This window comes from Micromonospora sp. NPDC005707 (assembly GCF_040631005.1).
Taxonomy (GTDB): Bacteria; Actinomycetota; Actinomycetes; order Mycobacteriales; family Micromonosporaceae; genus Micromonospora.
In genome coordinates this window covers 442,652-469,635 of sequence record NZ_JBEXYR010000005.1, presented here as the reverse complement: position 1 = coordinate 469,635, position 26,984 = coordinate 442,652, and the positions used below count along the sequence as shown (strand labels likewise).

Annotated in this window: 23 protein-coding genes and 1 tRNA gene; 12 read left to right on the top strand and 12 right to left on the bottom strand. The window is 73.5% G+C overall.

Features of this window, described 5'->3' with window-relative positions; all coding sequences use genetic code 11:
- Positions 1 to 19: 19 nt before the first annotated feature.
- A complete protein-coding gene (locus ABZ452_RS12715) occupies positions 20 to 799 on the top strand; it encodes a phosphodiesterase (protein ID WP_357941882.1) in 780 nt (259 codons plus the stop codon).
- Between the two features lie 305 nt (positions 800 to 1,104).
- Here ABZ452_RS12715 and ABZ452_RS12710 read toward each other — a convergent pair whose 3' ends face one another.
- Positions 1,105 to 1,908, bottom strand: a complete 804-nt coding sequence (locus tag ABZ452_RS12710) for an alpha/beta hydrolase (RefSeq protein ID WP_357941880.1) — start codon at positions 1,906 to 1,908, stop codon at positions 1,105 to 1,107.
- 285 nt (positions 1,909 to 2,193) lie between these two features.
- On the opposite strand from ABZ452_RS12710, the gene ABZ452_RS12705 reads away from it, so the two are divergent.
- Positions 2,194 to 3,936, top strand: coding sequence for a bifunctional metallophosphatase/5'-nucleotidase (locus tag ABZ452_RS12705; RefSeq protein WP_357941878.1), 1,743 nt, complete (start codon positions 2,194 to 2,196; stop codon positions 3,934 to 3,936).
- A 71-nt stretch (positions 3,937 to 4,007) separates the two neighbouring features.
- On the opposite strand, the gene ABZ452_RS12700 is transcribed toward ABZ452_RS12705, so the two are convergent.
- The 3 genes from ABZ452_RS12700 to ABZ452_RS12690 form a co-directional block, all read right to left on the bottom strand.
- The gene (locus ABZ452_RS12700; RefSeq protein WP_357941876.1) at positions 4,008 to 5,288 is read right to left on the bottom strand and encodes an MFS transporter; all 1,281 of its coding nucleotides are present in this window, start codon (positions 5,286 to 5,288) and stop codon (positions 4,008 to 4,010) included.
- Between the two features lie 88 nt (positions 5,289 to 5,376).
- Positions 5,377 to 7,887 carry a hypothetical protein gene (locus tag ABZ452_RS12695; protein ID WP_357941874.1) on the bottom strand — a complete coding sequence of 837 codons (2,511 nt, stop codon included), beginning with the start codon at positions 7,885 to 7,887 and terminating at the stop codon, positions 5,377 to 5,379.
- 4 nt (positions 7,888 to 7,891) lie between these two features.
- Positions 7,892 to 8,581 carry a hypothetical protein gene (locus ABZ452_RS12690; RefSeq protein ID WP_357941872.1) on the bottom strand — a complete coding sequence of 230 codons (690 nt, stop codon included), beginning with the start codon at positions 8,579 to 8,581 and terminating at the stop codon, positions 7,892 to 7,894.
- 217 nt (positions 8,582 to 8,798) lie between these two features.
- Here ABZ452_RS12690 and ABZ452_RS12685 point away from each other — a divergent pair, with 217 nt between their 5' ends.
- Positions 8,799 to 9,272, top strand: a complete 474-nt coding sequence (locus ABZ452_RS12685) for a hypothetical protein (protein ID WP_357941870.1) — start codon at positions 8,799 to 8,801, stop codon at positions 9,270 to 9,272.
- A gap of 33 nt (positions 9,273 to 9,305) precedes the next feature.
- Here ABZ452_RS12685 and ABZ452_RS12680 read toward each other — a convergent pair whose 3' ends face one another.
- From ABZ452_RS12680 to ABZ452_RS12670, 3 genes are all read right to left on the bottom strand, one after another.
- The gene (locus tag ABZ452_RS12680; protein WP_357942004.1) at positions 9,306 to 10,406 is read right to left on the bottom strand and encodes an ionic transporter y4hA; all 1,101 of its coding nucleotides are present in this window, start codon (positions 10,404 to 10,406) and stop codon (positions 9,306 to 9,308) included.
- A gap of 303 nt (positions 10,407 to 10,709) precedes the next feature.
- Positions 10,710 to 10,786 (bottom strand) — tRNA-Pro (locus ABZ452_RS12675).
- Between the two features lie 134 nt (positions 10,787 to 10,920).
- Positions 10,921 to 11,814: a metallophosphoesterase gene (locus ABZ452_RS12670; RefSeq protein ID WP_357941869.1), complete on the bottom strand. Its 894-nt coding sequence runs from the start codon at positions 11,812 to 11,814 to the stop codon at positions 10,921 to 10,923.
- A 25-nt stretch (positions 11,815 to 11,839) separates the two neighbouring features.
- Between ABZ452_RS12670 and ABZ452_RS12665 the strand changes: the two genes are divergently transcribed.
- Positions 11,840 to 12,295 carry a GatB/YqeY domain-containing protein gene (locus ABZ452_RS12665; protein ID WP_357941867.1) on the top strand — a complete coding sequence of 152 codons (456 nt, stop codon included), beginning with the start codon at positions 11,840 to 11,842 and terminating at the stop codon, positions 12,293 to 12,295.
- A gap of 67 nt (positions 12,296 to 12,362) precedes the next feature.
- Here ABZ452_RS12665 and ABZ452_RS12660 read toward each other — a convergent pair whose 3' ends face one another.
- Positions 12,363 to 14,819: a transglycosylase domain-containing protein gene (locus ABZ452_RS12660; RefSeq protein WP_357941865.1), complete on the bottom strand. Its 2,457-nt coding sequence runs from the start codon at positions 14,817 to 14,819 to the stop codon at positions 12,363 to 12,365.
- Positions 14,820 to 15,221: 402 nt separating this feature from the next.
- Between ABZ452_RS12660 and ABZ452_RS12655 the strand changes: the two genes are divergently transcribed.
- Positions 15,222 to 15,542: a WhiB family transcriptional regulator gene (locus ABZ452_RS12655; protein WP_091266889.1), complete on the top strand. Its 321-nt coding sequence runs from the start codon at positions 15,222 to 15,224 to the stop codon at positions 15,540 to 15,542.
- A gap of 25 nt (positions 15,543 to 15,567) precedes the next feature.
- Here the strand turns inward: ABZ452_RS12655 and ABZ452_RS12650 are convergent, their stop codons facing one another.
- Genes ABZ452_RS12650 through ABZ452_RS12640 form a run of 3 tightly spaced genes read right to left on the bottom strand, consistent with a single transcriptional unit; the run spans position 15,568 to position 18,362 of the window.
- Positions 15,568 to 16,719 carry an ArsA-related P-loop ATPase gene (locus ABZ452_RS12650; RefSeq protein WP_357941863.1) on the bottom strand — a complete coding sequence of 384 codons (1,152 nt, stop codon included), beginning with the start codon at positions 16,717 to 16,719 and terminating at the stop codon, positions 15,568 to 15,570.
- 54 nt (positions 16,720 to 16,773) lie between these two features.
- Positions 16,774 to 17,748, bottom strand: coding sequence for an ArsA-related P-loop ATPase (locus ABZ452_RS12645; protein ID WP_357941861.1), 975 nt, complete (start codon positions 17,746 to 17,748; stop codon positions 16,774 to 16,776).
- Between the two features lie 26 nt (positions 17,749 to 17,774).
- Positions 17,775 to 18,362 (bottom strand): hypothetical protein, encoded by a 588-nt coding sequence (locus ABZ452_RS12640; protein WP_357941858.1) that lies wholly within the window; start codon positions 18,360 to 18,362, stop codon positions 17,775 to 17,777.
- A gap of 344 nt (positions 18,363 to 18,706) precedes the next feature.
- On the opposite strand from ABZ452_RS12640, the gene ABZ452_RS12635 reads away from it, so the two are divergent.
- The 7 genes from ABZ452_RS12635 (at position 18,707) to ABZ452_RS12605 (ending at position 26,498) form a co-directional block, all read left to right on the top strand.
- Positions 18,707 to 19,153 (top strand): hypothetical protein, encoded by a 447-nt coding sequence (locus ABZ452_RS12635; protein WP_357942002.1) that lies wholly within the window; start codon positions 18,707 to 18,709, stop codon positions 19,151 to 19,153.
- A gap of 62 nt (positions 19,154 to 19,215) precedes the next feature.
- Positions 19,216 to 19,380: a hypothetical protein gene (locus tag ABZ452_RS12630; protein ID WP_357941855.1), complete on the top strand. Its 165-nt coding sequence runs from the start codon at positions 19,216 to 19,218 to the stop codon at positions 19,378 to 19,380.
- Positions 19,377 to 19,838, top strand: a complete 462-nt coding sequence (locus ABZ452_RS12625; protein ID WP_357941853.1) for a RidA family protein — start codon at positions 19,377 to 19,379, stop codon at positions 19,836 to 19,838. The genes ABZ452_RS12630 and ABZ452_RS12625 overlap by 4 nt, the downstream gene beginning before the upstream one ends.
- Positions 19,839 to 19,956: 118 nt before the next feature.
- Positions 19,957 to 20,784, top strand: a complete 828-nt coding sequence (locus ABZ452_RS12620; RefSeq protein WP_357941851.1) for an MBL fold metallo-hydrolase — start codon at positions 19,957 to 19,959, stop codon at positions 20,782 to 20,784.
- Positions 20,781 to 24,362 (top strand): adenylate/guanylate cyclase domain-containing protein, encoded by a 3,582-nt coding sequence (locus tag ABZ452_RS12615; RefSeq protein ID WP_357941849.1) that lies wholly within the window; start codon positions 20,781 to 20,783, stop codon positions 24,360 to 24,362. Before ABZ452_RS12620 ends, ABZ452_RS12615 begins: the two co-directional genes overlap by 4 nt.
- Positions 24,363 to 24,470: 108 nt before the next feature.
- Positions 24,471 to 24,953 carry a hypothetical protein gene (locus tag ABZ452_RS12610; RefSeq protein ID WP_357941847.1) on the top strand — a complete coding sequence of 161 codons (483 nt, stop codon included), beginning with the start codon at positions 24,471 to 24,473 and terminating at the stop codon, positions 24,951 to 24,953.
- 30 nt (positions 24,954 to 24,983) lie between these two features.
- Positions 24,984 to 26,498: a protein kinase gene (locus ABZ452_RS12605; protein WP_357941845.1), complete on the top strand. Its 1,515-nt coding sequence runs from the start codon at positions 24,984 to 24,986 to the stop codon at positions 26,496 to 26,498.
- On the opposite strand, the gene ABZ452_RS12600 is transcribed toward ABZ452_RS12605, so the two are convergent.
- The gene (locus ABZ452_RS12600) at positions 26,485 to 26,952 is read right to left on the bottom strand and encodes a hypothetical protein (protein WP_357941843.1); all 468 of its coding nucleotides are present in this window, start codon (positions 26,950 to 26,952) and stop codon (positions 26,485 to 26,487) included. The two genes, ABZ452_RS12605 and ABZ452_RS12600, sit on opposite strands and share 14 nt — an antisense overlap.
- Between the last annotated feature and the right edge of the window lie 32 nt (positions 26,953 to 26,984).

Below are 26,984 nucleotides of genomic sequence, written 5' to 3'. Positions count from 1 at the left end.
GGCTCGTCAGGAGGCGCCGATGCTCATCGCCCAGCTCAGCGACCCGCACGTGACCACCGGCCCGCTCGCGGCCGAGCCGGCGTCGGGGCTGCACCGGGCGCTCGGCCGGGTGCTCGCCCTGCGCCCCCGGCCGGACTGTGTGGTCATCACCGGCGACCTGGTGAACAACGGCCGGCCGGACGAGTACCTCGCGCTGCGCGAGATCATCGGACGCTTCCCGCTGCCCGTCCATCTCGCCGCGGGCAACCACGACGACCGGGAGTCGCTGCTCGACACCTTCGGCGGCACCCCGTACCTGGGTGGCGGATTCTCGGCCTACTACCACGTGGACCAGCCGGACGGCACGCTCGTGGTGCTCGACTCGCTCGCCCCCGGCAGCGATGCCGGGCGGCTGGGCGACGAGCAGCTCGGCTGGCTCGACGGCGTGCTCGCCGGCCGTGCCGAGGTGCCCGCCGTGGTCTGCCTGCACCATCCGCCGGTCGCGGTCGGCGTCCCGGCCATGGACGCCATGGGGCTCACCGACGCCGCCGCCCTCGCCGAGGTGATCGGGCGCCACCCCCATGTGGTCCGGGTTGCCGCCGGGCACCTGCACCGGCCGGTGACCAGCGCGTTCGCCGGGACGGTGCTGACCACCGCACCGAGCACCTGGATGCAGGTCAGCCTGGCCATGACGGAGGAGGAGGAGATCGGTTGGGTCGCCGAGCCGACCGCCTTCCTGCTGCACCGGGTGGCCGACGGCGGTTGCGTGACGCACACCGTCCAGGTCAGCCACGCCGCCGGGCGGACCTGCTGGTTCTGAACGTCGAGGCGCCGGAGCGTCGGCCGGGAGCGCTACCGGGCGGACCGGCAGAACCGGTCACCGTTCGGTCGGGATCAGCCACCCGGTGGTTGTATTTGCCTGCGCAGAGGTTGTCGACGCAAGCGTTTCTCGGTGACATTGGCAGCGTCGACGGCGTGCCCGCCCGACACCTGATCGTGGATCAGCAGGTGCCGCACCCTCCTGCTGGTCCGCCCCGCGCACGGCGCCGGCTCCCTGGTCCCTGGGAGCCGGCGCCGTGGGCGTGAAGGGGGTCCCTCGACGCCGTCCCGTCAGCCCGAGCGGATTCAGCCGAGCAGAGCGTCGCGCAGCGCGGGAGCCAGCACCTCCGGCGGCACCTCGTGGAAGCCACCCGCCAGGCTGAGGTGGGTGGCCCCGGGGATCGCCTCGGCGGTCGCCACGGCGGCGTCCCGCAGCCACGGCGGGCTGCCGGTGCTGTCCACCACCACGGTGGGGGCGGCGATCGCCGCGAGCCGGTCGGCGGGCAGGCCCCCGTAGCCGGTGACCGTGGTGTCATAGGCCAGGGTGTGCGCCAGCCCTGCCATCCAGCCCCACTCGGGGGCGTCGCGCATCCCGCCGACCGCCTCGGCGGGCACGCCGACCGCGTCGGTCAGGAAGAGGGCGACCGCGTCGTCGCGCCGGCCGGCCGACACAAGCTCGCTCAGCCGCTCAGCCAGCCCCGCCTTCCGGCCGCCGTGCGGACCGGCCTGGAACGGCGGCTCGAAGAGGGCCAGCCCGGCGACCGGGACCCCCTCCGCCGCCACGTACGCGGCGAGGATCGCCCCGGAGGAGAGGCCGTAGAGGTGGGCCCCGTCGCCCGCCCGGTCGATCAGGGCCGCCACGTCCTCGATCTCGCGCTGCACCGCGTAGGGCCCGGTGTCACCACTGTCGCCGCGACCCCGGCGGTCGTAGCCGTACACGGTGAAGTCGGCGCTGAGCGCGGCGGCCAGCGGGCGGGTGGTGCCCCGGTCGTTGAAGGCCCCGCCGACCAGGATGATCGGCGGCCCGTCGCCCGCCGTCTCGTAGGCGATCGTGGTGCCGTCCGCGGAGCGCACCGAGTCCACGGTCCAGGTGGTGCCGTTCGACGTCATGGCTCCTTTCCTACTGCACGCCGGTGACAGCGGAGAGCCGTGAAGGATTTCACCTGCCCGTCATGTCCGACTCGTCGGGCAGACCGGTACAGGTCGCCGTCCATATTCACCATTCCTTGTGCCGCTCCGGTCGACCTCTCGTCCCGCGGATGAGAAGCTTGCCCCCGGCGGGGCGGTGTCCCCCGACTGCCGCCTTCCGCGATCGACCCCTGTCACGGCACGGATCAGGGTCACCGGGCGAACCATCGTCCGGACACCACGCGCCGGTATCTCACGAGGAGTTCCATGTCCGTCCCCGGGATGCGCCGCCGGGCCGCCGTCGGCCTGGCCGCACTCGCCGCCACCGCGTTCACCGCGGTCGCCGTACACCCCGACCAGGCCGAGGCCCGCCCGAAGCCGATCGACGTCAAGCTGCTCGCCATCAACGACTTCCACGGCAACCTGGAGCCGCCGACCGGTTCCAGCGGCACCATCGACGGGCAGCTCGCCGGTGGCGCGGCATACCTGGCCGCTCACCTCGACGCGCTGCGCGGCACCACGAAGAAGGAGCGGGACCACACCGTCACGGTCGCCGCGGGCGACCTGATCGGCGCCTCCCCGCTGCTCTCCGCCGCGTTCCACGACGAGCCCACCATCGAGGAGATGAACCTCGCCGGGCTCGAGTTCACCAGCGTCGGCAACCACGAGTTCGACGAGGGCGCCACCGAGCTGCTCCGGATGCAGAACGGCGGCTGCCACCCGGTCGACGGCTGCGCCGACGGCACCCCGTTCAAGGGCGCCGAGTTCCAGTACCTCTCGGCGAACGCCTTCAAGACCGCCACCGGCAAGCCGCTGCTGCCGCCGTACGGCATCAAGAAGATCGACGGCGTAAAGATCGGCTTCATCGGGATGACCCTGGAGGGCACCCCGCAGATCGTCAGCCAGCAGGGCGTCGCCGGGCTGTCCTTCGCCGACGAGGCGGACACCGCCAACAAGTACGCCCGCATCCTGCGCAAGCAGGGCGTGGAGGCCATCGTCGTGCTGCTGCACGAGGGTGGCGTGCAGAACGGCGGCGGCATCAACGACTGCACCGGGTTCAGCGGCCCGATCGTTGACATCGCGAACCGGATGGACCCGTCCATCGACGTGATCGTCAGCGGGCACACCCACGCCGCCTACAACTGCAACATCAACGGCAAGCTCGTCACGAGCGCCAGCTCCTTCGGCCGCCTGGTCACCGACATCGACCTGAAGATCGACCGGCGGAGCAGGGACATCGTCAGCGCCTCGGCGAACAACGTCGTGGTGACCCGGACCGTCGACCCGGACGAGGCCACGAACGACCTGATCACCCGCTACAAGACCGCCCTCGGCCCGGTGGCCGACAAGGTGGTCGGCGAGACCACGGGCGTGCTCACCAAGACCCAGGAGAACCTGTACCAGACCGGGGTCGACGTCAACGGCAAGCCGACGTACCAGACCGGTGAGTCGCCGCTCGGCAACGTGATCGCCGACGCCCAGCTCGCCGCCACCGACAACGAGCAGAACGCGGTCGCCGCGTTCATGAACCCCGGTGGTGTCCGCGCCGACCTCGACGCCGGCCCCGTCACCTACGCCGAGGCGTTCACCGTCCAGCCGTTCGCCAACAACCTGGTGACCCTGGACCTGACCGGCGCCCAGCTCTACTGCATGCTGGAGCAGCAGTTCACCACCGCCAAGGTGCTGTACGCGTCCTCCACCGTGCACTACGTCGTCGACGTCAACGGCACCACCGCGCCGGCCGCGTCGCCGTGCACCGGCACCCGCGTGGTCCGGGGCAGCCTCACCATCAACGGCACCCCGGTCACCGACACCGCGACCTACCGGGTCACGGTGAACAACTTCCTCGCCGGCGGTGGCGACGGCTTCAGCGTCCTCACCGGTGGCACGAACGCCGTCACCGGCCTGATCGACCTGGACGCCTTCACCGCGTACCTGACCGAGAAGTCGCCGGTCTCCGCGCCGGCGCTGGACCGGATCCAGACCACCGCGGAGGTCCCGGCCGCCTGACGGCCGACCCGCACAACCGACGGGCCCCGGAGCGGATGCTCCGGGGCCCGTTCGTGTGCCGCGACAGGCGCTCAGGCGTGCGCCGGCTCCGGCTCGGGGACCACGGCGGCGACGCGGCCGTCCTGGGCGCCGGTGAGCAGCCGGCGCAGCGACAGGGCCAGCACCGAGGCGGTCAGGCACCCGCCCACCACGACCGCCACCCAGAGCCGGCCGTGCGCCGCCCCGATCAGCGGCCCCGCGGTGACCGGGCCGATGACGCCGCTGATCCCGAAGATCATCGAGCTCATGGCGTTGTAACGGCCGCGCAGCTCGTCGGTGGCGAGCGCGTTGGTCAGCGCCGGCATCACCGGCGACAGCATCGTCTCGCCGAACCCGAAGATCGCCGAGCAGGCCACCACGCCGAGCGCCGCGAGCAGCGCGTTGCCCGTGCCCACCAGGCCGGCCGCGCCGAGGACCAGCCAGGCGGTCGCGAAGACCGCGCCCACCGCCGCGAGGGCACCGGTCCGGCTCCGGCCCTCCATCCGGCGGATCACCAGCAGCTGGGAGAGCACGATCATCACGGTGTTGCCGGCGAGCGCCCACGCCACCACCCGAGGTGACACCTCCACCACCCGCACCGAGTACGCGGCGAAGCCCACCTCGATCTGCGCGTAGCCGCAGGTGGTGAGGACCAGGCCGAAGATGACCAGCCGGCGGAACGGCCGGTCCCGCAGCACGGCGAGGTAGCCCCCGGCCCCCGGTGCGGCATCCGCCGACCGGTCCTCGACCAGGCGGTGGCCGACATGCGGCAGGGTCAGCAGGATCAGGCCCGGCATCAGGTAGCTCAGCGCGTCCAGCAGGTAGATGGCCTGGAAGGTGACCGGCCGGGCCACGTCGATCACCGCGCCGGAGATCAGGCCGCCCACGCCGATGCCCAGGTTGAGCAGCGCGAAGTTCAACCCGAACACCCGCTGCCGCTCACCGTCGCCGGTGAGCGAGGCGAGAATCGTGTTCTGGCCGGACCAGATCGCCGAGCTGCCGATGGCGATCAGCGTCATCACGCCGAACGCCGACGCCGTCGAGTCGACAAGCGCCAGCGAGCCGGTGCCGACCGCCTCGATCGCCAGGCAGGGCAGCACCACCCGACGCGCGCCGAACCGGTCGATCAGCGTGCCGCCCAGCGGCGACAGCGCCAGCGTCACCGCGCCGAACCAGCCGATCACCAGACCGGCGCGGGCGTCGCTCAGCCCGCGTACGTCGGTGAGGTAGATGAACAGGAACGGCAGGGTGAGGCCGCGCCCGACGGCCGACAGCAGCGTGCCGATCAGGATCCGGCGGGCTTCGGGACGGGCGGGCAGGGCGCGGCGCAGCATGCCTGGATTCTGTTGCCGGGGTACGACAGGCGGCGAACGGTTTTCGGGTGGCCCACCTCACCCCGTTGCTCACGGGGTGAGGTGGGTCTCAGCCGATCGGCGTCGGTGCCGGCATCTCCGACCCCTCGACCGTGGCGGCCGACGGCGACTCCTCGGCCGTGGCGGTCGACGGTGACCCCTCGACCGGCGTGGGCGACGGCGCAGCCTCCGGGGCCGTACCCGACGAAGTGGCTCCCGGCACGGTGGACGCGGAGTCCGCGGGCGACGGGGTCTCGGCCGCCGGCGTGGTGGAGCCGGCGGGCGCCGACGGTGCGACGGACGGCGTGTCGGTGGGATCGGGGGTCAGGCCGGTGGCGGGCCTCGGGACCGCCGCGGTCGGGGAGGGCGTGCCGCCGGCCGTCGCCGCGACTGCCGGGTCCGACCCGATGATCGCCACGATCTGCGCCTTGAACCCCTCCAGGCGGGCCTGGATCTCCTGCGGACCGAGCCCCCGGACGTGCTGGCCGAACCGCTCGATCTCCCGCCACAGCGCGGTGATGCGGTCCTTCGTGTCGTCGCTCAGCCCCTCGGGCACGGTGAACACGAGTTGCGAGGCCACCGCGTACGTCAGGCAGTCCCGGCAGGAGTAGTTCACGGCCGCCGACACGTTCTCCGGCACGATCACGTCGGCGGGCCCCACGACGAGCACCACCTGGAACGAGACCGCCACCGTGCGGCAGTCCCGGCAGCTCGCCAGGGCGTACGCCTCGTTGCGGTTGTCGACGTCGCCCTCGGTCCCGTCGGCCCACACGAGAGCGAACGCCACGTCGTAGACGGTGGAGCCGTCCCGGGTGTTGACCGCCAGGGCCTGGTTGTCTCCCGGGCCCGGCGCCTCGGGCGGGTTGAACGGAAACACCCAGGTCGATCGCGGATGCCCGCCGGCGGCGGGCGAGGCGGGCTCCCGGGGCACCAGGACGAGCGCCAGTCGCTGCTCGCCCGGGGTGGGTGGCGTGGTGGCGCCGGGCCAGACGGTGGTCACCGTCCGCCGCTCCCCGACCCGGAGCGTCGGCTCGACCGCCGGCACGGCGGAATGCCGCTGCCCGGCGGGCAGTGCGTCGGCGACGGTGCCGCGCTCGTGCTCCTGCACCGGCCGGTACGTCGCCGGGTCCGGCCACCAGGCCCAGACCAGCGCCGCCACCAGCGCGCCGCCGGCCACCACCGCGCCGACGCGGTGCAGCCGCCGGCCCGCCGTGGCCCGCCAGACCGAGCGGACCGTCCGCCGCACCAGCCGGATCAGGAGGTACGCCGTGCCGAGCAGGGGCAGGCAGATGGCGAGCACGGACAGCAGCCGGACGCCGATGCTGGGGACGTCCCCGTCCACCCAGTTCGCGACCAGGAGCACGGACTGGCGCTGCAGGCCCTGCCAGGCGGTCGCCACGACACGGGGCAGGGCCGTCACCATCAGCACCAGCGTGATCAGGAGCAGGGGCACCACGATCAGCACCCACAGGGTCACCACCACCCGGGCCCACGGCTTCAGCACCTTGGACTCCGGGCGGTTCCACCGGGTCGGGAGCAGGCCGAGCAGCGTCGGCTTGATGCGGGCGTAGAGGTCCGGCACCCCGGTCAGGTCCGCCAGGATGTGATAGCCGTCGAAGCGGACGAACGGTGCCAGTTGCCGGAGCATCTGCAGGACCTGGGCGACGATGACGAGCAGCAGCGCGTCCCACCGGGTGACCGCCCAGGTGGCGAAGATCGCCACCGCGACGATCGCGTTGAAGTACAGGCCGCCGAGGTCGACGCGGATCCGGCCCGCCCGTCCCAGGCGGTAGCTGTCGTCGACGTTGGTGTAGAAGGCGGGCCAGACCAGGTACAGGCCGACACCCATGGTGCCGGGGGTGGCGCCCCCGTACCGGCAGGCCGCGGCGTGCCCGAACTCGTGGAAGCCGGCCGAGACGATGGTGATCGCGAAAACCAGCAGCAGCAGACCCGGCCTGTCGAACACCTGGTGGGTCGCGGAGGCGAGCCCCTTCTCGAACAGCACCCATCCGGTGGACAGCAGGAAGGCGACCAGGACGAGGGCGACGACCAGGGGGCGGAACAGGACCGCGAACGGCCGGGTGATCCGTCGGGTCACCCGGGGGTTGGAGACCACGAGCCGGAACCGCAGCGCCAGCAGCGGATTGGCCTTACGTGCCGTCGGCGCGGAGCCGTCGGATCGCCGGATGAGCCCGAGCGGGCGCAGCTTCTGCTCGGTCAGCATCCGGACGTTGTCCGCGGTGACCAGACGGTCGATCCTCCGGCTGACCACCGCCGCGACCTCCGGGTAGCCGCGCCGGCCGTCCATCGCCTCGAGAACGAGGTACAGCAGCCGGGTGAGCTGGCAGGTCTGGCCGTCGGCCCGCCGTACCAGCCCGGGTGGTTGGCGGTACCCGGAGCCCGGCAGTTCGCCCAGCAGTTCCAGTCCGGGCGCATGGGCGGGCACGACCTCCCGCGCGCCGGATCCGGCGGCCTCGGCGGTGTCCGGGTCCGGTCGGGGACCCCCCGCGGGGCGGAGCACCGTGCTGACGGTGCCCCGCCCCGGCGAGGTGATCGGGCCGGACGGCGAGATGACAGTCATCGCGCTACTGGGTGATCTCGGCCTGCTGGTCGGCCGTGGCCCGCGCCGTCACGTCGTCGAGGTGCTGGGTGATGATCGCGTCCTGCTGGGAGATGGCGGTGGCGCTGGAGTCCACCGACGCGACGTTTGCGGAGACGGCGGCGTCGATCGGGGCCGCGACGTTGGCGTTGGCGGCGACCGCGCCGGCGACCGGCGCGGCGAGGTCGGCGTCGAGGGCCACGTTGACGTCGACGTTCAGCAGGTCGCCGTCGAGGATCGAGGCCGGGTCGGTCGGGACGGTGACGTCCCCGTCGGTCGTGTCACCGGTGCCGGGGTCGGTGGTGCCCGGGTCCGTGGTGCCCGGGTCGGTCGTGCCGTCGTCGATCACGTCGTTGGACTGGTCGATCGCGCTGTCCTGCGGAGCGGTGGCGATCGCGTGGCCGGAGATGGTCTGGTCGATGAGGACGCCCTGGTCGGACAGGGCGGCCGCGGTCGAGCCCGTGGAGAGGATGTTGGCACCCACGGCGGCGTCGATCGGGGCGGCGACGTTGGCGTTGGCGGCCACCGCGAGGTCGATCGGCGCCGCGAGATCCAGCCCGAGGTCGAGGTCCACGTTGAGGTCGAGGAGGGAGATCACCTCCTTCGTGGGCAGTGCGGTCGCCGCCTCTGCGGCCAGCTCGTCGAGGGACAACGGTGTGAGTTCCGGTGTGCTCACGGTCAGCTCCAATTCCGGTACGCGCGTCGCGTGCCACGGTCCTGTCATGACGTACGACCGAGCGCATCCGGCATCTCGGGCGCCGCGTGCCGCTCGATCAACAGTGCGGATCTCGGTGCCCCGGATATTCGGGGTCGAAACATCCCGGCCGGCCCGGCAGGGCGCCGCTGGTGCGGCTCACCGGCGACCTGTCGGTGCGGTCTGCCATGCTGGCCCGGTGACCACGACCTGGCGCCACCTCCCCGCATCCGCCCGGGAGATCGCCGAGGCCGCCACGGAGGCCGTGACCGCTGCCGTCGAGCGCGACGGTGCGGCGTACGAGCCGGCGGTGGAGCGGCTCACCTCCGCCGACCGGGCCGGGCTGGTGCTCGGCGGGGTGGTCCGGCTGCTGCTGGAGGAGAGCCACCCCGACGGGCTGGACGGCGACGACGTCCGACAGGTGCTGGAGCGGTGCGTCCGGTCCACCGCGGCCTGGCGGCCCGACGTCGACCCGCACGTGCTGCTGGTGCTGCTGGCCAGCGCGCTCGGCGTCTACGACCCGGGCGACGACGACGCGCCGCCTGATCCGGCCGCGATCGCCCGGCACGCCCCGCTGCTCGTCGCCGACCTGCTGGCGGCCACCGGCCGGCCCCTGGCCGACTACCTGACGGCCGCGTTCGCCGAGGTCGCCCGCACCGAGCTGCACGACTGACCGCCGCTGGCGACGGTCACGGGCTGGCGGCGGTCACGGGCTGGCGGCGAGGAAGACGAACGCGGCGAGCAGCACCAGGTGGACCCCGCCCTGGAGCACGGTCGCGCGACCCGGCACCACGGTGAGCACGCCGGTCACCGCGGTCAGCGCGAGCAGCGTCATCTGGGTGCCGCCGAGGCCCAGCAACAACGGGCCCTCCAGCCAGATCGAGGCCAGCGCTATGGCCGGGATGGTCAGGCCGATGCTGGCCATGGCCGAACCGAGCGCCAGGTTGAGGCTGATCTGCACCCGGTCCCGGCGGGCCGCCCGAGCGGCGGCGAGGGTCTCCGGCAGCAGCACCAGCAGGGCGATGACCACGCCGACGAACGCCTGCGGCAGGTTCGCCGCCTCGACGCCCGCCTCGATCGCCGGGGAGATGGTCTTCGCGTCGCCGACCACCGCGACCAGCGCCACGACCAGCAGCACCAGGCTGGCCAGGGCGGTACGCCCCGACGGCGGGTCGGCGTGCCCGTCGCCGTCGGCGTCCTCGGGAATGATGCTGCCCTCCTGCGTCACCGGCAGGAAGTAGTCGCGGTGCCGGCCGGTCTGCACCATCACGAACAGGCCGTACAGGGCGAGCGAAGCGACCGCGGCGAAGGCGAGCTGTGCGGGGGAGAACTGCGGGCCGGGCCGGCTGGTGAAGGTCGGCACCACCAGGCTGAGGGTGGCGAGCGTGGCCACGGTGGCCAGCGCCCCACCCGTACCCTCCGGGTTGAACACCGCCACCCGCCGGCGCAGCGCGCCGAGCAGCAGCGACAGGCCGAGTATCCCGTTGCAGGTGATCATCACGGCGGCGAAGACGGTGTCCCGGGCCAGCGCCTGTGTCTTGTCGCCGCCGCTGATCATCAAAGTGACGATGAGACCGACCTCGATCACGGTGACCGCCACCGCGAGCACCAGGGAGCCGAGCGGCTCGCCCACCTTGTGCGCCACCACCTCGGCGTGGTGCACGGCGGCGAGCACCGCCCCGGCGAGCAGCGCGGCCACCACCACGATCAGCGGACCGGGCAGCTCCCGGCCCCAGGTGGCCGCGAGCACCAGGACCGCGATCAGGGGTAGGAGGGTGGTCCAATCGGTCAGGCGGGATCGGATCATGGCGGCCATGACATCAACCTTGCCAGGAAGAACGATCAACTGCCCGTGGCGGGACGCTTGTGATCTGTCACCGGTTCGGCTACGGGGCTCAGAAGGGGTCAGCCTGGTCGACAACGGCGACGGCACCGGTTCGCTCAGCCACACGCAGTATCTCCACCAGCGGCGTCGCCACGGTGACCGCGACCCGCTCCCAGCGACTGGCCTGACCGGCGGAGGGCGGGCCGCCATCCCGCGGCGCAGGAGAGGGCCCAGGGCATGACAAAAGGCCAGGTGAGACTACTTCTCACCTGGCCTTTTGGCCTCTGGTCGGGGTGGCCGGATTCGAACCGACGACCTCTTCGTCCCGAACGAAGCGCGCTACCAAGCTGCGCCACACCCCGAGGCGTGCCGACAAATAGTAGCCCACCCGCTCCGATGGTCAAACTCGGTACCCCCCGCGCTGACCCGGCCGCAGATCTTGGTAGCTAGGGGCCCCGCCAGGGGCCGTTTCGTACCAAGATCTGCGCGGTGGAGGTCAGCGGGGGATCAGGGTGAGGATGGTCGCCTCCGGGGGGCAGGCGAAGCGCACCGGCGCGGTGGGATGGGTGCCCAGGCCGGCCGAGACGTGCAGCCACGAGTCGGAGCCGGGCCAGCGGTGCAGCCCGCGCGCCATCGACCGGGGCAGCCCGCAGTTGGTGACCAGCGCGCCGTAGCCGGGCACGCAGACCTGTCCACCGTGGGTGTGCCCGGCGAGCAGGAGCCCGAAGCCGTCGGCGGCCATCCGGTCCAGCACGGCCGGCTCCGGGGAGTGGGCCAGGGCGATGGAAAGTGCGGTGCCCGCGCTGACCGGCCCGGCCACGGCCGCCCAGTCGTCCCGCTCGATGTGCGGGTCGTCCACGCCGGCCAGCTCGATCTCCCGGCCCCCGGCCTTGACGGTGGTCCGCGCGTTGTTGAGGTCCACCCAGCCGGCGCCGGTGAAGACGTCGCGCAGTTCCTCGTACGGCAGCGGCACGCCCTCGGTGTACTCCCGGTCGGGCAGGAAGTAGGTGAACGGGTTCTTCAGGACCGGCCCGGTGTAGTCGTTGGAGCCGAAGACGAAGGCGCCGGGCAGGTCGAGCAGCGGTTGCAGGGCGCGCAGCACACCCGGCACCGCGCCCGGGTGGGCCATGTTGTCCCCGGTGACCACCACGAGATCGGGGTCGAGGGCGGCCAGCGAGGCCACCCAGTCCTGCTTGCGCCGCTGGTCGGGCATCATGTGCAGGTCCGACAGGTGCAGTACGCGCAGCGGTTCGGCGTCGGTCGGGAGCACCGGTACGTCGTACCGGCGCAGGGTGAACATGTTGCGCTCGATGAGCGACGCGTACGCCAGGGTGGCCGCCCCGGCGGCGACGGTGCCGGCCGCGAGCCGGAATAGTGTGCGCTTTCGCATGGCGTTCAGGGTAGTTTGACCGTCCATGAGCACGCTGAAGGACCGCCTCACCGCAGACATGCGCGCCGCCCTCAAGGCCCGCGACGAGCTGACCACCTCCACGCTGCGGATGGCCCTCGCGGCCGTCGGCAACGCCGAGGTCGCCGGTAAGGAGAAGCGCGAGCTGAGCGACGACGAGGTGCTCGCGGTGCTGACCAAGGAGGCGAAGAAGCGCCGCGAGGCGGCCACCGCCTTCGCCGACGCGGGTCGCGCGGAGCAGGCCGGCAAGGAGACCGCCGAGGGTGAGGTGCTGGACCGCTACCTGCCGAAGCAGCTCTCCGACGACGAGTTGGCCGGGCTGGTCTCGGGGGCGCTCGCCGCGGGCGGCTTCACCGGCAAGGCGCAGATGGGCCCGGCCATGAAGGCGGCCCAGGCCGCGGTGGCGGGCCGCGCCGAGGGCGGCCGGGTCGCCGCGGAGGTACGCCGCCAGCTCGGTCTCTGACCGCACCCCTCAGACGACGAAGCGGGCGGGCACCCGGTGGGGTGCCCGCCCGCTGGCGTTGCTCGGGTCAGCCGCGCGGTCGGCCCGGGCGGCCCTGGTTGGCCGGCGGTGGGACCACCGGCCCGCCGGGGCCGGTGCCGGTGCCGGTGCCGGGCTTCGGCTGGCCGCCGCCGGCGCTCACCTCGATCATCACCACGCCGCCCTTGATGGTGCGCCCGTCCGGGCTGGTGCCGGCCGCGGTGCCCACCGGGCACTCCGACGGGACCTTGCTGTCGGAGACCACCGGTTCGAAGCCGGCGCCGCGCAGCCGCGACTTGGCGGTGTCGACGGACTCGCACTTCACGCCGGGGATGGAGCGCTGATCGCCCTCGATGATCTTCCCGCTGGGCGGGGTGAAGTTGATCCGTTCCTTGCCCTTCATGGCGTCGCGCAGCGTCTGGTAGACCGCCGGGTTGATGCCCCAGGGCACCTCGTTGTGCCTCATCCGCTGGTTGGTCTGCGGCCAGTCCGGGTCGGCCTCGATGCCGGCCACCGCGTACTGCTTGGTCATGGCGACCAGGGCGGAGGTCTTGTCCCCGTCGGTGGTGCCGGACTTGCCGGCCACCGGGGCGTTGACGATGCCCCGGACGTTGCTCGCGGTGCCGTTCTTGCACTTGGACGTCGACGAGCGGTCACCCAGCGGGCAGCGCGCCGCGTCCACGGCGGCCCGGGCCACCTGCGTGCTGATCCGCTGCTCGCAGCGCGGGTTGGCGATGTCCAGCTTCTCGCCGTCCGGGCCCCGGATCTCCTGCACCGGGATCGGCTCGCAGTATTTCCCGTCGGCCGCCAGCGTGGCGTACGCGTTGGCCAGCTCCAGCGGAGTGGTCTGCGAGACGCCCAGGGTGAACGCGCCCCACTGGTGCGCGGCGTCCTTGTTCGCGGCGAAGCTGGCGTCGTTGGAGGCCCGGAAGGTGATGCCGAGCTTCTCGGCGGCCTTCACCACGTTCTCCGCGCCGACCCGCTGCTGCAGTTCGACGAAGAAGGTGTTGACCGAGGCGCCGAAGCCGCTCCACATGGTGTGCACGCCCGCCATCGACTTCCCGGCGTTCTGCGGGCAGTAGAAGTGCGTGCCCTTGCAGGCCGCCGGGTTGCCGGAGTCGATGATGTATTCCGACTTGAACTGGTGCTGCGCGTTGATGGTGTAGCTGAGCGGGTAGCCCTTCTCCAGGGCCGCCACCAGCGTGAAGATCTTGAACGTCGAGCCGGCCTGGTAGCCGGTGATGCCGCCGCCGCCGGTGACCAGGGGGTTCACCGTGTTCGGGCGGTTGCCCCGGATGTTCTTCTTGGCCTTCTTCGGGTCGCTGGAGATCTTGTTCTGCGGGTGGTCCGGGTCGTCGAGCTTGAAGTTCCGGTTGACCGCGACGGCGCGGACCCGCCCGCTGCCCGGCTCGACGACGGCCACCATCCGGGCGGCCGTGGCCGACTCGCTCAGTTGGTTGCGGACCGCCTTGTCGGCGCCCTTCTGTGCCTGCACGTCGAGGGAGGTGGTGATGGTGTAGCCACCGCTCTTCAGCCGCCGCTCCCGGTCGTACGAGGTGGAGCCGAAGGTCTCCTGCTGGAGCCACCAGCGGTAGAAGTAGTCGCAGAAGAAGCCCCAGGACCGGGTGTTGGTGGCGACGCAGCCGTTCGGGGTGCGCTTCTTCGCCACCTTGAGCTTGATCTGCTTGGCCTGGTCGGCCTGCTCCTTGGTGATGGCGCCGATCTGCACCATGTTGTCGATGACGTAGTCACGCCGGCCGACCGCGTCGTCGTAGCCGGCCGTGGTGGTCGGGTCGAACGCGGTCGGCGCCTTCACCAGACCGGCGAGCATCGCCGACTCCTGGATGTCGAGCTTGCTCGGCGGCTTGTTGAAGTAGACCTGGCTGGCGGCGTAGATGCCGTACGCGCCGTTGCCGAAGGCGGCGATGTTCAGGTAGCGCTCCAGGATCTCGTCCTTGGAGAGCTCCTTGTCGATCTGCAGCGCGTAGCGCATCTCGCGCAGCTTGCGGGCGCTGGTGTCCTCGGTCGCGGCCACCACGTCGGCCGGGTGCGTCGCCGAGTACGAGATGGCCAGCCGGACGTACTGCATGGTGAGCGTCGAGGCGCCCTGCCGCGAGTTCGTCCCGGACTGGTTGTTGACGAACGCCCGGGCCACACCGTTGAGGTCCACGCCGTTGTGCTTGTAGAAGTCGTGGTCCTCGGCCGCGATGATGGCCTTCTGCATGATCGGCGCGATGTCCTTGAGCTTCACGTCGCGCCGGTTCTCGTCGTACATCGTGGCCAGCGGCGTCTTGCCGTCGGAGGCCAGCAGGTAAGTGATCTGCGGGGCCCGGGCCACCGTCAGTTCGGTGGGGAGCGCGCCGAAGGTTTCGGCCCCCGCCTTGGCGGCAAGTCCGGACATCGCCACCGCGGGGAAGGCCGCCGCGGCGACCACCACGCCGGCCAACAGGCCACAGATGAGTAGCGATGCGGCGTTGGTCAGCACGTTGTGGTCACGTTTCCGCATCCAGGTCACCTCGACAGGGTACGCGAGTAGGGAACGAGGGGCGCGCGGGGAAGTTTCCCCATTTCCTGCGCGCGCTGGCCTCGTTGTGCTAAACGCACGAACCCCGGTGCGTGGTTGCGTGAAACCTGGCAGAAGTCTCCCCCGAACGGGGGAGTGGCGCAGCGTTTTCACCTACTCCGCCGGGGTAGACGGCGGGCGAAAGCCCGGGAAGCCGGGAGTGTCCGGAATGATGGATTTCGCCGACAACGTTGCGTAATCAGGCGACTACACAGCATGATGGTGGCGGCGACAGCAGCCACACGTCGTCCGCGCCGCCCTGGGGAGGCCGGCCCGGACGACCGGGGGGAACCGGACGGCTGGTCGCGCGAAGTCGGTAGGCACAGCAAGGGGGGACGTGTACAGATGGGCATGATCACTGACTGGCCGTCACTGGCGGCGTGTCAGAACGGGGACCCGGACGCGTTGTTCGTACAGGGCGCCGAACAGAACGTGGCGAAGAGGATCTGCCGGAGCTGCCCAGTTCGGTACGAGTGCCTGGCCGACGCGCTCGACAACCGGATCGAGTTCGGTGTGTGGGGTGGCATGACCGAACGCGAGCGCCGGGCGTTGCTGCGGCGGCACCCGCAGGTCACCAGCTGGCGCAAGATGTTCGAGGCGGCCATGAAGAAGAACGCCAAGGAGAAGGCCGGCCGGGACAAGGTCCTCGTGACCACGGCCAACTGACCGACGCGCCGGTCGGCCGCGCCGCTCAGCGCCGGCTGATCGCCTCGCCGATCGTCCGCAGCCCGTCGACGTCGTGCACGTCGGCGGGCTGCGCCGTCACCGACACCGCCGGCACCGCCGGGAACGCCTCGGTGAACCGGGCCGCCACCCGCTCCTCACGTGCCGCCTGCTCGGCGAGCGTGGCGTGCGCCCGCAGCACCTCGGCGGTGCGCTCGTGCCCGCCCGCACCGGCCAGCCGCTCCGCGGCGGCCAGACTGTCCGCCGCGGACAGGTCCGGCACCGCCGGCCGGTGCACCCGGTTGAGCACCAGACCGGCGAGCGGCATCCGCTCGGCGCCCAGCCGGCCGGCGAAGTAGGCGGCCTCCCGGACCGCGTCCGGCTCCGGTGCCGCGACCAGCAGGAACGCCGTCTCCCGCGCCTGGAGGATGCGGTACGTCTGCTCGGCCCGCTGGCGGAACCCGCCGAACATCGAGTCCAGCGCGGCGACGAAGCCGGACAGGTCGGTGAGCAACTGGGCGCCGATCACCTTCTGCACCACCTTCGAGAACATCCCGAAGCTGGCCGTCACCAGGCTGAACATGCTCCGCCCGCCGCTGCGGGCCGGGGCGAGCAGCAGCCGCAGCATGCGCCCGTCGAGGAAGCGGGAGAGCCGGGCCGGCGCGTCCAGGAAGTCGAGCGCCGAGCGGGACGGCGGGGTGTCCACCACGATGAGGTCCCACTCGCCCCGCGCGTGCAGCTGGCCCAGCTTCTCCATCGCCATGTATTCCTGCGTGCCGGCGAAGGTGGAGCTCATGGCCTGGTAGAAGGGGTTGGCGAAGATCTCCGCCGCCTTCGCCGGATCGGTGTGCTGGAGCACCACGTCGTCGAAGGTGCGCTTCATGTCGAGCATCATGGCGTGCAACTGACCGCCGCTGGACTCGACGTCGATGCCCTTGACCTGGCGTGGGGTGTTGTCCAGCTCGGTCAGGCCGAGCGACTGGGCCAGCCGGCGGGCCGGGTCGATGGTGAGCACCACCGTCCGCCGGCCGTGCCGCTCGGCCGCCCGCAGCGCCAGCGCCGCCGCGGTGGTCGTCTTGCCCACTCCGCCCGCCCCGCAGCAGACCACGATCCGTACGCCCGGATCGGCGAGGATCTGGTCGACGTCCAGCGGTGGCGCCGCGTCTTCGGAAGGCACCAATCGAGCGTATCGGTCGAGAGGGTCTCTCTGCTCCGTGCCGGCCGCAGGTGTGAGTCAATCCGCCCGGACGAGCGTCTCGGCAAGCGTCTCCAGCCCCGCCCGGTCGACCCCGCCGGGCAGCAGCGGCAGCTCGGTCAGGGGCCGGCCCAGTTCCTCCAGGTCGGCGCGGAGCGAGTCCTCCAGCTCCCGGCGTACCTGCTGGTCACGGGCCTCGGAGGCGAGGCCGGCCACGGTCCGGGCGTCGGTCGGCAGGCCGGCGGCGGCCAGCCCGCGCTTCAGCTCGGCGGCGGTCACCGGACGGTCGGCGGGCACCGGAGGCCGGGCCCCGTTGACGATCACCCGGCCGACCGGGAAGCCGAGGTTGGTCAGCTCGGCGATCGCGTCGACGGTCTCCTGGACCGGCATCTCCTCCAGCAGCGTGACCACGTGCACCGCGGTCATCGGCGACCGGAGCAGCGCCGAGACCCCCTCGCTCTGGGTCTTGATCGGGCCGACCTTGGCCAGCCGGGCGGTCTCCGCGGTCACGTTGAGGAAGCGGCCGATCCGCCCGGTCGGCGGCGCGTCCAGCACCACCGCGTCGTACGCCCGGCGTTGCCCGCTGGTCCGGGTGGTCGCCTCCTTGACCTTGCCGGTGAGCAGCACGTCCCGCAGGCCCGGGGCGATGGTGGTGGCGAAGTCGATGGCGCCCAGCTTGCGCAGCGCGCGGCCGGCCGCGCCGAGCTTGTAGAACATGTCCAGGTACTCGAGGAGCGCCTCCTCGGCGTCGACCGCCAGGGCGCGTACCTCGCCGCCGCCCGGTGCGTCGGCCAGGTGCCGCTCCTCGTAGGGCAGCGGGTCGGTGCCGAAGAGCTGGGCGATGCCCTGCCGCCCCTCCACCTCGACGAGCAGGGTGCGCCGGCCGCCGGCGGCCAGCCCGAGGGCCAGCGCCGCCGCCACGCTGGTCTTGCCCGTGCCGCCCTTGCCGGTCACCACGTGCAGGCGGGCCGGCCATCTGCCGGCGGACTCGGCCGGCTGCTCAGTCGCTGCCACCCGTCGAGCCTATCCAGCCGCCGCGGTCAGGCGACCTCGCAGACCCACCAACCCGTCTTCCGCACCACGGTGAAACGCAGTTCCTGGTCGGCCATCTTCTCGTCGGCGGTGGTCATGGTGACCCGGGTGCTGACCGTGGCCCGGTCCCCGGTCTGGTTGTCCACCTTCGGGGTGGTCCAGCGGAACCGCGCGTTCTGGTACTGCCCGGCGTACTTCCGTACCTCGGCGACCTTGGCGGCGATCTTCTCGTCGTCGCGGGACGCCGAGCAGACGAAGGTGGCCGCCGCGCGGGCGTCCCGGTCCTTGTAGACGGCGGTGAGGAACCCGTCCACCGCGACCGTCGGCTCCTTGGCGCCCTGGCCGTCCTCGGCCTGGCGCAGGGCGAGGAACGCGGCCGTGCCGCCACCGCCACAGAGCAGGATCGCCGCGGCCAGCACGATCGAGGCGATCAGCAGGCCGCGCCGCTTCTTCGGGGCGGCCGGCTGCGGGTACGGCGGGTAGCCGGGCGCCGGTGCGGGCAGGGCGCCGGGGGCCGGCGCGGCGCCGGCGGGCGGCTCCGGGTGGGCGGGACCTCCGGGCGAGCCGGCGGCGCCGCCGATGGGCGGTTGGGTCATGTCGTTCCCCCGGGGTGCGGCGCGCCGACGCCGCCCCAGGCGACGGACACGTGATCGAGCGTGGCGGGCGAGCACGGGCACTCATCCAGACCGGAAGGGTAGCGGTCGGCGGACGGCTTGCCAGCCCCGCGTACGCCGCGCCGCGCCGGGCCGGACGTGAGCCCGCCGCCGCCTTCCGGATCGGGAATGTGTCGCATATGTGACTGCAGGTGACCGGTTGTGCGCGTCCCGTTGCCGGGACTCCCCGCAGGTCCTACGTTCGTCGCGACGCGGGGGCCGGACCGGGGACGGTCCCGAGCCGAATGGTGGTGACTGTGAACAGGTACGAGGCCCGGAGGCAGCGGATGCGCGACGAGGAGAACACTCCCCGAGCCCAGTTCCCCGGCGAGCGGGCCGGACGGCCCGGCGACGCCGAGGGGTCCGGCGCGGGAGTGCCGTTCAACGAGCGGTCCTACCGCCCGCCGACCGAGGTGGTGCGCACCCTGGTCCGGCCGGCCGGGCGGGGCCGCGACGAGGAGGAGCCCGGCTACATCATCCACCTGCCGGTCCGGGTCCCCGACCTGGCGGCGGCCACCGCGCTCGCCGGCACCGTGGCCACCTCGCTGGGCTTCCTCGGCGAGCTGGACGCGGGCGAGACCACGGTCTCCACCGCCGACGACCAGAACAACCGGCACCGGGTCTTCTGCGACCTGCTGCTGCCCGACCGCACCCGGTGCCCCCAGCGGTACGAGCACGAGGGCCCCTGCGGCGAGCCGCCCGCTGCGCCCGAGCAGCGTCCCGCGTCCCCGTAGCGGCGCCGGACCGTAGGCTGTGCCTGACCGAAGTCCATGCCAGGCAAGGGAGCCTTGACTCGATGCAGAAGTGGGAATACGCCACGGTCCCGCTGCTGGTCCACGCGACCAAGCAGATCCTCGACAACTGGGGCGAGGACGGCTGGGAGCTGGTCTCCGTGGTTCCCGGCCCGAATCCGGAGCAGCTCGTCGCCTACCTGAAGCGCCCGAAGGGCGGGGCGGCATGAGCAACGGACCGCACGCGAAGCTCGCGGAGCTCGGCCTGACCCTGCCCGAGGTGGCGTCGCCGCTGGCCAGCTACGTGCCGGCCGTCCAGTCCGGGCAGCACGTCTACGTCTCGGGCCAGCTCCCGATCGTCGAGGGCAAGCTGCTCGCCACCGGCAAGGTCGGCAACGGCGTCTCCGCCGAGCAGGCGAAGGACCTGGCGCAGCGGTGTGCGCTGAACGCGCTCGCCGCGGTCGACGCGCTGGTCGGGCTGGAGAACGTGGTCAAGATCGTCAAGCTGAGCGGCTTCGTGGCCAGCGCCCCGGGCTTCACCGGCCAGCCCGGCGTGGTCAACGGCGCCTCCGAGCTGTTCGGCGCCGTCTTCGGCGAGGCCGGCCGGCACGCCCGCAGCGCGGTGGGCGTCGCCGAGCTTCCCCTCGACGCCCCCGTCGAGGTCGAGGTCATCGTCGAGGTTGCCTGACGCTGCGTACCCGTGATCTTGCCGGTGTCGGTGGGGCAGAGGGCTCGCAAGGGGACATAACCCCTGGCGGCACCGCAAGATCGCGGGGAGTGGCGGGCGGGGTCGTACGATCGCTGCCATGGGGCCTGTGACCGGAGCCGCAGGGGCGCTCGCGGACGAGCTGCCGGGGTGGGTGACGCTGGTGCGTGCCCCGAACCCGGGGCCGATGACGCTCGACGGCACGAACACCTGGGTGCTGCGCGCCCCGGGCGCCGAGCACGCCGTGGTGGTCGATCCCGGCCCGGCCGACGAGGAGCACCTGGCCGCGCTCACCGCGCACGGCCCGGTCGGCTTCGTGCTGATCACCCACGGGCACGCCGACCACACCGAGGGCGCGCCCCGGCTCAGTGAACTGCTCGGCGGGGCGCCCGTCCTGGCCGTCGACCCGGCCCACACCGTGGGCGGCGCGCCGCTCACCCCGAACACCGCGCTCGACGCCGGCCTGGACATCCGCCTGCTGAGCACCCCCGGGCACACCGCCGACTCGGTCTGCTTCCTCGTGGGGCACGGCGACGAGCGGGTCGTGCTCACCGGTGACACCATCCTCGGGCGGGGCACCACCGTGGTCGCCCACCCCGACGGGCACCTCGGCGACTACCTGTCGAGCCTGGAGCTGCTCGCCACGTACCGGGGGATCCCGGCGTTGCCGGGGCACGGCCCGGCGCTGGCCGACTGCGGTGTGGCGGCCGACTTCTACCTGGCCCACCGGCGGGCGCGGCTCGACCAGGTCCGCGCGGCGGTCGCCGCCGGCGCGACCACCGCGCCGGAGGTCGTCGAGCGGGTCTACGCGGACGTCGACCGGTCGCTGTGGTGGGCCGCCGAATGGTCGGTCCGGGCCCAGTTGGAGTACCTCGGGGTGAGCACCCGGGAATCCGGCGCCGGGGGTACGGGGTTGGAGCAGCCGTGACCTGCCCGGTGTGTGGAACCGTCGCCGTACCCGGCGCGCGGTTCTGCCACAACTGCGGAGCCGCCCTGCCGGCCGCCGCCACGCTGCCCGCCGCCGAGCGGCGGGTGGTGACCGTGCTCTTCGGTGACCTCTCCGACTTCACCTCGTGGTCCGAGGACCTCGACCCGGAACGGGTCGGCGCCGTCACGGACCGGGTGCTGGCCGCCCTGGCCGGCGCGGTCAAGACCTTCGGCGGGCACGTCGACAAGCTCACCGGCGACGGGATCATGGCGGTCTTCGGCGCGCCGGTGGCGCACGAGGACGACGCCGAGCGCGCCGTCCGGGCCGCGCTCTCCATGCAGCGTGCGGTCCGCCGGGTGCTCGACGACGAGCGGGGCGGCGGCGCGCCGCTCGGCCTGCGGGTCGGGCTGAACACCGGCGACGTGATCGCCGGCATCCAGGCGGCGATCGAATACACGGTCATCGGCGACACGGTGAACACCGCCGCCCGGCTCGCCGACGCCGCCGCCGTCGGCGCGGTCTACGCGGGCGGGCGCACCTCCGCGGCCACCCGGCACGTCGCCTCCTGGCGGGCGCTGCGCCCGCTGCGGCTCAAGGGCAAGCGCGAGCCGGTCGAGGCGTACGAGCTGCTGGGCCTGCTGGACGCGCCGGGCACCCGGTCGGGCCTCGGCGACGAGGCGCCCTTCGTGGGCCGGGAGACCGAGATCGGCCGGGTCGCCGGCCGGCTCGCCGAGGTGATCGACCGGGGTGAGCCCCGGGTGCTGCTGATGACCGCCGAGGCGGGGATCGGCAAGTCCCGGTTCGCCGCCGAGGTGGAACGCCTCGCCGCCGGCTACGACGTCGGCGCCGGCCGGTACGCCGCGCACACCGGCGCCCGGGTGCTCTCCGTGCGCTGCGCCGCCTTCGGCGAGCGGCGCCGGCTCGCACCCCTCGCCGACCTGGTCCGGGCGGCGGTCGGCCTGCCCAACGACGCCGCCACGGCGCTCACCCGGCCGGCGGTCGAGGAGCGGCTGCGCCGGCTCGGGCAGCGCCTCGGCCGGCTCCCCGGCGACCTGCCCCCGCTCGCCGTGGACCAGCTCCTGGCCCTGCTCGGGTACGCCGAACTCCCCGCCGCCACCGAGAACGGCGAGTGGAACGCCGCCGCCCCGCCGCCGGACGCCGAGGCGGTGCCCAACGCCGTCGCCGAGCTGCTCAGCGCGCTCGCCCTGGAGGCGCCGCTGGTGATCGTGGTGGACGACCTGCACGACGCCACCGCCGAGACGATCAAGGCGCTCGCGCTGACCCTCAACCGGCTCAGCGGCCCGGTGCTGGTGCTGCTGCTCGGCCGGCCCGAGCTGGTGCGGACCGCCGGCGCGCTGACCCGCGTCGCGGACGCCGAGGTGCACGCGCTGCCCCCGCTGCGCGGCGCCGACGCCTCCCGGCTGCTCACCAGCTATCTGAGCGGCGGCAAGCTGTCCACGGCCGACGCCGACCGGCTGCTCGCCACCGCCCAGGGCAACCCGTTCTACCTGGCCGAGCTGGTCACCCTGCTGATGGAGCGCGGCGCGCTGACGGCCGGCCCGGGGCGGGACGCCAACGTCGGCTGGCGGCTCGCGCCCGGCTCGCTGGGCAGCCGGCTGCTCTCCCGCGACCTGGCCGCCGTGCTCGCCGCGCGTATCGACGCCCTGCCGCCGGACGCCCGCTCGGTCCTGCGGGACGCCGCGGTGGTCGGCGACATCGTGCCCGACGGTGCGCTGGAGGCGCTGCGCGAGCAGCGCGTCGGGCGGGACGGCCGGCCGGCCGCGGTGGCCGCGGTCGAGCTGGACCGGGCCGTGGAAGAACTGCTGCAACGCCGCATGCTGCACCGCACCCGCACCGGGTTCGCGTTCGCCACCCCGCTCATGCGGGAGGCCGCGTACGCCGGGGTGAGCAAGGCCGAGCTGGCCGAGCGGCACGCCGCGCTGGCCCGCTGGGCCGCACCGGAGAGCACCGGCGGCGCCGGCACGCCGGCCGGCGGGTTCACCGAGTCCGCCCGGGACGACTTCGTGGCCGAGCACGTCGAGCGGGCCGCCGCGCTCGCCGACGCGGTCAAGCTCCGCCCGGACGCGCCGGCCCGGGCGGTGGCTCCGCTGGGCGTGGCCGCGCTGGGCCGGGCCGCCCGCCGCGCGCTGCGGTCGGGGGAGCCGGCGATGGCCGTCGAGTACGCCGAACGCGCCGCCGAGCTGGCCCGTGACGGGGTGCCGCTGGCCGACCGGGTGGTGCATGCCCGGGCGCTGCTCCAGATCGGCCGCCCGGCCGACGCGCTCGCCTTCGCCGAGAAGATCGCCGCGAACGCCGGGGACGCGGCGGCCACCCGGACCAGCGCGCTGCTGCTGGCCGGGCAGGCCCACCAGACGCTGGGTGACGCGGCCCGGGCCGAGCGGAGCTGGCAGGAGGCGTTGCAGGTGGCCACGGCGGCCAACCTGCCGACCATGCGCGCCTCGGCGATGCGCCGGCTCGGGATGGCCGACTTCATCGCCGGGCGGCTGGGCCAGGCGAGCAGCCGGCTGGCCGCCTCCTACCAGGTCAGCCTCGCGGCGAAGGACCCGCGCGGGCAGGCCTGGTCGTTGCAGAACCTGGCCTGGGTGACCACCACCCGGGGCGACTTCGCCGGCACCGACGCGGTGCTCGGCCGGGCGGCCCGGCTCTTCGCCGAGCTGAAGGACCCGTACGGGCGGGCCTGGCTGCGCGGCACCACCGCGTTCGCGCGGCTGCTCGCCGGCCGGCTCCGCGAGGCGTGCCGGATGGCGCAGGTGTTCCTGCCGTTCGGCGAGCGGGTCGGCGAGGCGTGGGCGGTGGGTACGTTGCGCGCCGTCGAGGCGTACGCCACCGCGGAGCTGGGCGAGCTGGCCGAGGCGGACCGGGCGGCGCGCCGGGCGTACCGGGAGTTCGCCGAGGTCGGCGACGACTGGGGGCAGGGCTTCGCGCTGGTGGTGCGCGGCGTGGTGGCGCGCGGGCTGGGCGAGCCGGAGCACGCCGCCGACCTGCTCACCGACGCCCTGGCGTACGCCGACCGCACCGCGCACCCGCTGCTCACCGGGATGGCCGGGACACTGCGCGGCTTCCTGGCGATGGACATGGGCGACGCCGAGACGGCAGAGCGGGAGGCCCGGTCGGTGCTGACCACCGTGGAGCCCCACAACCCGCAGGCCCCCGCCCAGGTGGCGCCGCGGGTGCTGCTCGCCGTGGCCCGGCTCGCCGCCGGCGACTCCGCGACCGCGGTGGGGCTGCTCGCCCCGGTCGCCACCGCCGCCGCCAACACCCCGTCGCTGCTCTTCTCCCGCCGCCAGACCATGGCCCGGTACGCGTCCGCGCTGCTCGCCCACGGCCAGCGCGAGCAGGCGCTGGACTGGGCGCAGCGGGCGGTGTCCGCCCCGGCCGAGGACGTACGCAGCCAGGTCATCGCGCGGATGGTGCTGGCCGAGGCGTTCGCCGCCTGCGGCCGCCCGGCCGAGGCGCTGGCCAGCGCCGAGGAGGCGGTGCGCCTGGCGTACGCCACCGAGCAGCGTAGTGAGCGGGCCGCCGCCGACGCGCTCCGCGCCCGCCTCGCCGCGCGCTGATCGATCCCCGGCCGGTTCTGCCGGTTCCGGGGATGTGCCCGTCGGAGGGGGCGGTTAGCGTGGGGGGTGAGGGCCGTCCACGCCGGCGGCCACGGTTGGGGAGGGACGATGAGGCTGCCGCGCTCCGGCGCCGGCTGGACGATCGCGGTCTTCGGGCTCCTGGCGCTGCTGCTCGGCGCGCTGGGGCTGATCTGGCCGGAGACCCAGCTCCGCCTGCTCGGCTTCGAGGTGCCCGCCGAGCGCGCCCCGGGTGACTACACCGGCACGTTCCTCACGGCGTCCTCGATGGCCTCGTTCAACATGGGGGTCTACTACCTGCTCGCGGTGGCTACCGAGTGGCGGCCGTTCTACCGGTTCACCGTCTGGTTCCGGCTGGTCACGTTCACCGTCTTCAGCATCGCGGTGCTCTCCGACGTCGCCCCGGACCGGTTCTTCGGGGTCGCCGCCTGGGAGGGCCTGGGCGCGGTCGCGACCGCCGTCGGCCTGTGGTGGGACGCCCGCCGGGCGGCCGCCGGGCCGGGCCGGCCGGCTGCGGCGGACGACACCGCTCCGGGCTCGGGCCCGGTTCCGGCGACCGACGCGGTGCACTGAGCGACCGGGACCGTTGGGTATTTTCGAGTCGTGACCGAGACCCCGCCCGGCGCCCTGCGGCTGCCCATCGTGCCCGGTCTGACCGACCTGGAGGTCTTCGCCCGGGGCGGCTACGCCACCGTCTACCGGGCCACCCAGATCTCGGTGGGGCGCGAGGTCGCGGTCAAGGTGGAGAACCGCACGCTGGACAGCGACCGGGACCAGGCGCGCTTCCTGCGCGAGGCGCGGGCGGCCGGCAAGATGTCCTCCCACCCGCACGTGGTGGACCTCTTCGACGTCGGGGTCACCGTCGACCAGCACCCCTACCTGATCATGGAGCTCTGCGACGGCTCGTACGCGGAGCGGATGCGCCGGTGCCCGTTGGGCGCGGTGGAGGCCCGCGACCTCGGCGTGAAGATCGCCGACGCGCTGGCCCACTCGCACGCGGCCGGGGTGCTGCACCGCGACGTCAAGCCGGCCAACATCCTCTACTCCCACTTCAACTCGGCGGTGCTGGCCGACTTCGGGCTCGCGGTGCTGGCCGAGGTGCGCGACGCCTCGGTCACCCTGGAGGTGCTCACCCCGGCCTACGCGCCGCCGGAGATGTTCAGTCACAGCCCGCCCAGCCCGGCCGTCGACGTCTACGCGCTCTGCGCCACCCTCTACGCGGTGATGCACGGCCGCCCGCCGCGCTGGCAGTCCGAGCGCAACCCGAGCCTGGTCACCGTGCTGGAGATGTTCCAGCAGCCGATCCCCGGCCTGCCCGGCGTGCCCGACGAGCTGATCGACGTGCTGCGGTTGGGCATGGCCAACGACCCGGGCGAGCGGCCCTCCGCCGTCGAGCTGGGCGGCATGCTCGCCGCCATCCCGCTGGACCCGGGCGCCGTGCCGGTGAGCGGCGCGCCCTATCCGGGGGCTCCGGTCAGCGGCGGCCCGACCACCGGCGGCCATCCGCTGGCCCGCGCCGGCCAGCCGAGCCCGCGCCCGCCGGCCGAGGACGCCCACCCGACCGTGCCGACCCGCGGCCGGCGCTGGCCGCGGCGCTGGTTCCTCGGCGGGGCGGGGGTGCTCGCGCTGGCCGCCTCGGCCGGGGCCGGTGCCTGGCTGGCCGACGGCGCGCCCGCCGTGGTGTCGCCGACGCCGGTGGCCAGCGAGGCGGTCGAGCCCTCCGGGGCGAGGGTGGCGCCCGGCTGCGCGGCGGGTGACGTCCGCCTGCCGGCGGGCGCCCACTGCGCGTCCGAACTGGAGTGTTACGGCCCGGTGCGGTTGCGCCGCGACCGGGCCGAGGCCACCCGGGTGCCCTGCGACGGCCGGCACACCTGGGAGACCTACGCCGAGGGTGACCTGCCGGCCGCGCTGGTCGGTGCGGGCCACGACGCGGTGGTCGCCGACCCGGCCGTCCAGCAGGTCTGCAGCGTGCGCACGTTCCAACTGGCCAGCGGCGTCCGGAAGATGGCCGGCTGGAACCTGGAGGTGCTGCCGCCGGCCGGCGCCGACCGCACCTACCGGTGCCTGGCGGGGCGGGGCGTGGACGCGCTGGCCGTGCCGACCCTCATCGGTCGCTGACGCCGTTCGCCGTCCGCTGCTGCCGCACCGCCCGCGGGTCGAGCGCGCCCAGGGTGTCGGCGTCGCCCGGGTAACCGCCGGCGGTCGCCCGCAGGTCCCGGACCGCCCGCGGGTCGAGGGCCTCCAACGTGTCGGCGTCGCCCGCGTAGCCGCCGACCGGCGTGCGGAGCTGCCGGACCGCCCGGGGGTCGATCGCCTCCAGCGTGTCGGCGTCCACCCCGTACGCGGTGGGGAGCGGCCACTCGTCGGCCGGGGCGTCGGCGCGGGGAGGAGCCTGCCGGGCGGCGGTGACCGTCACCCCGGCGATCATGCCGAGCAGCACGCAGACCAGGGCCAGCACCACCGACAGGATGCCGGCCGGCCGCCACACCACCAACGTCACCAGCGCCGCCACCGCCGCCACCGACGCGACGACGGCCTTGACCCGCGCATCGGGCTTCGGGAACGAACTCACCCGACAAGCATGGCTCAGGGCGTCGAACTGTC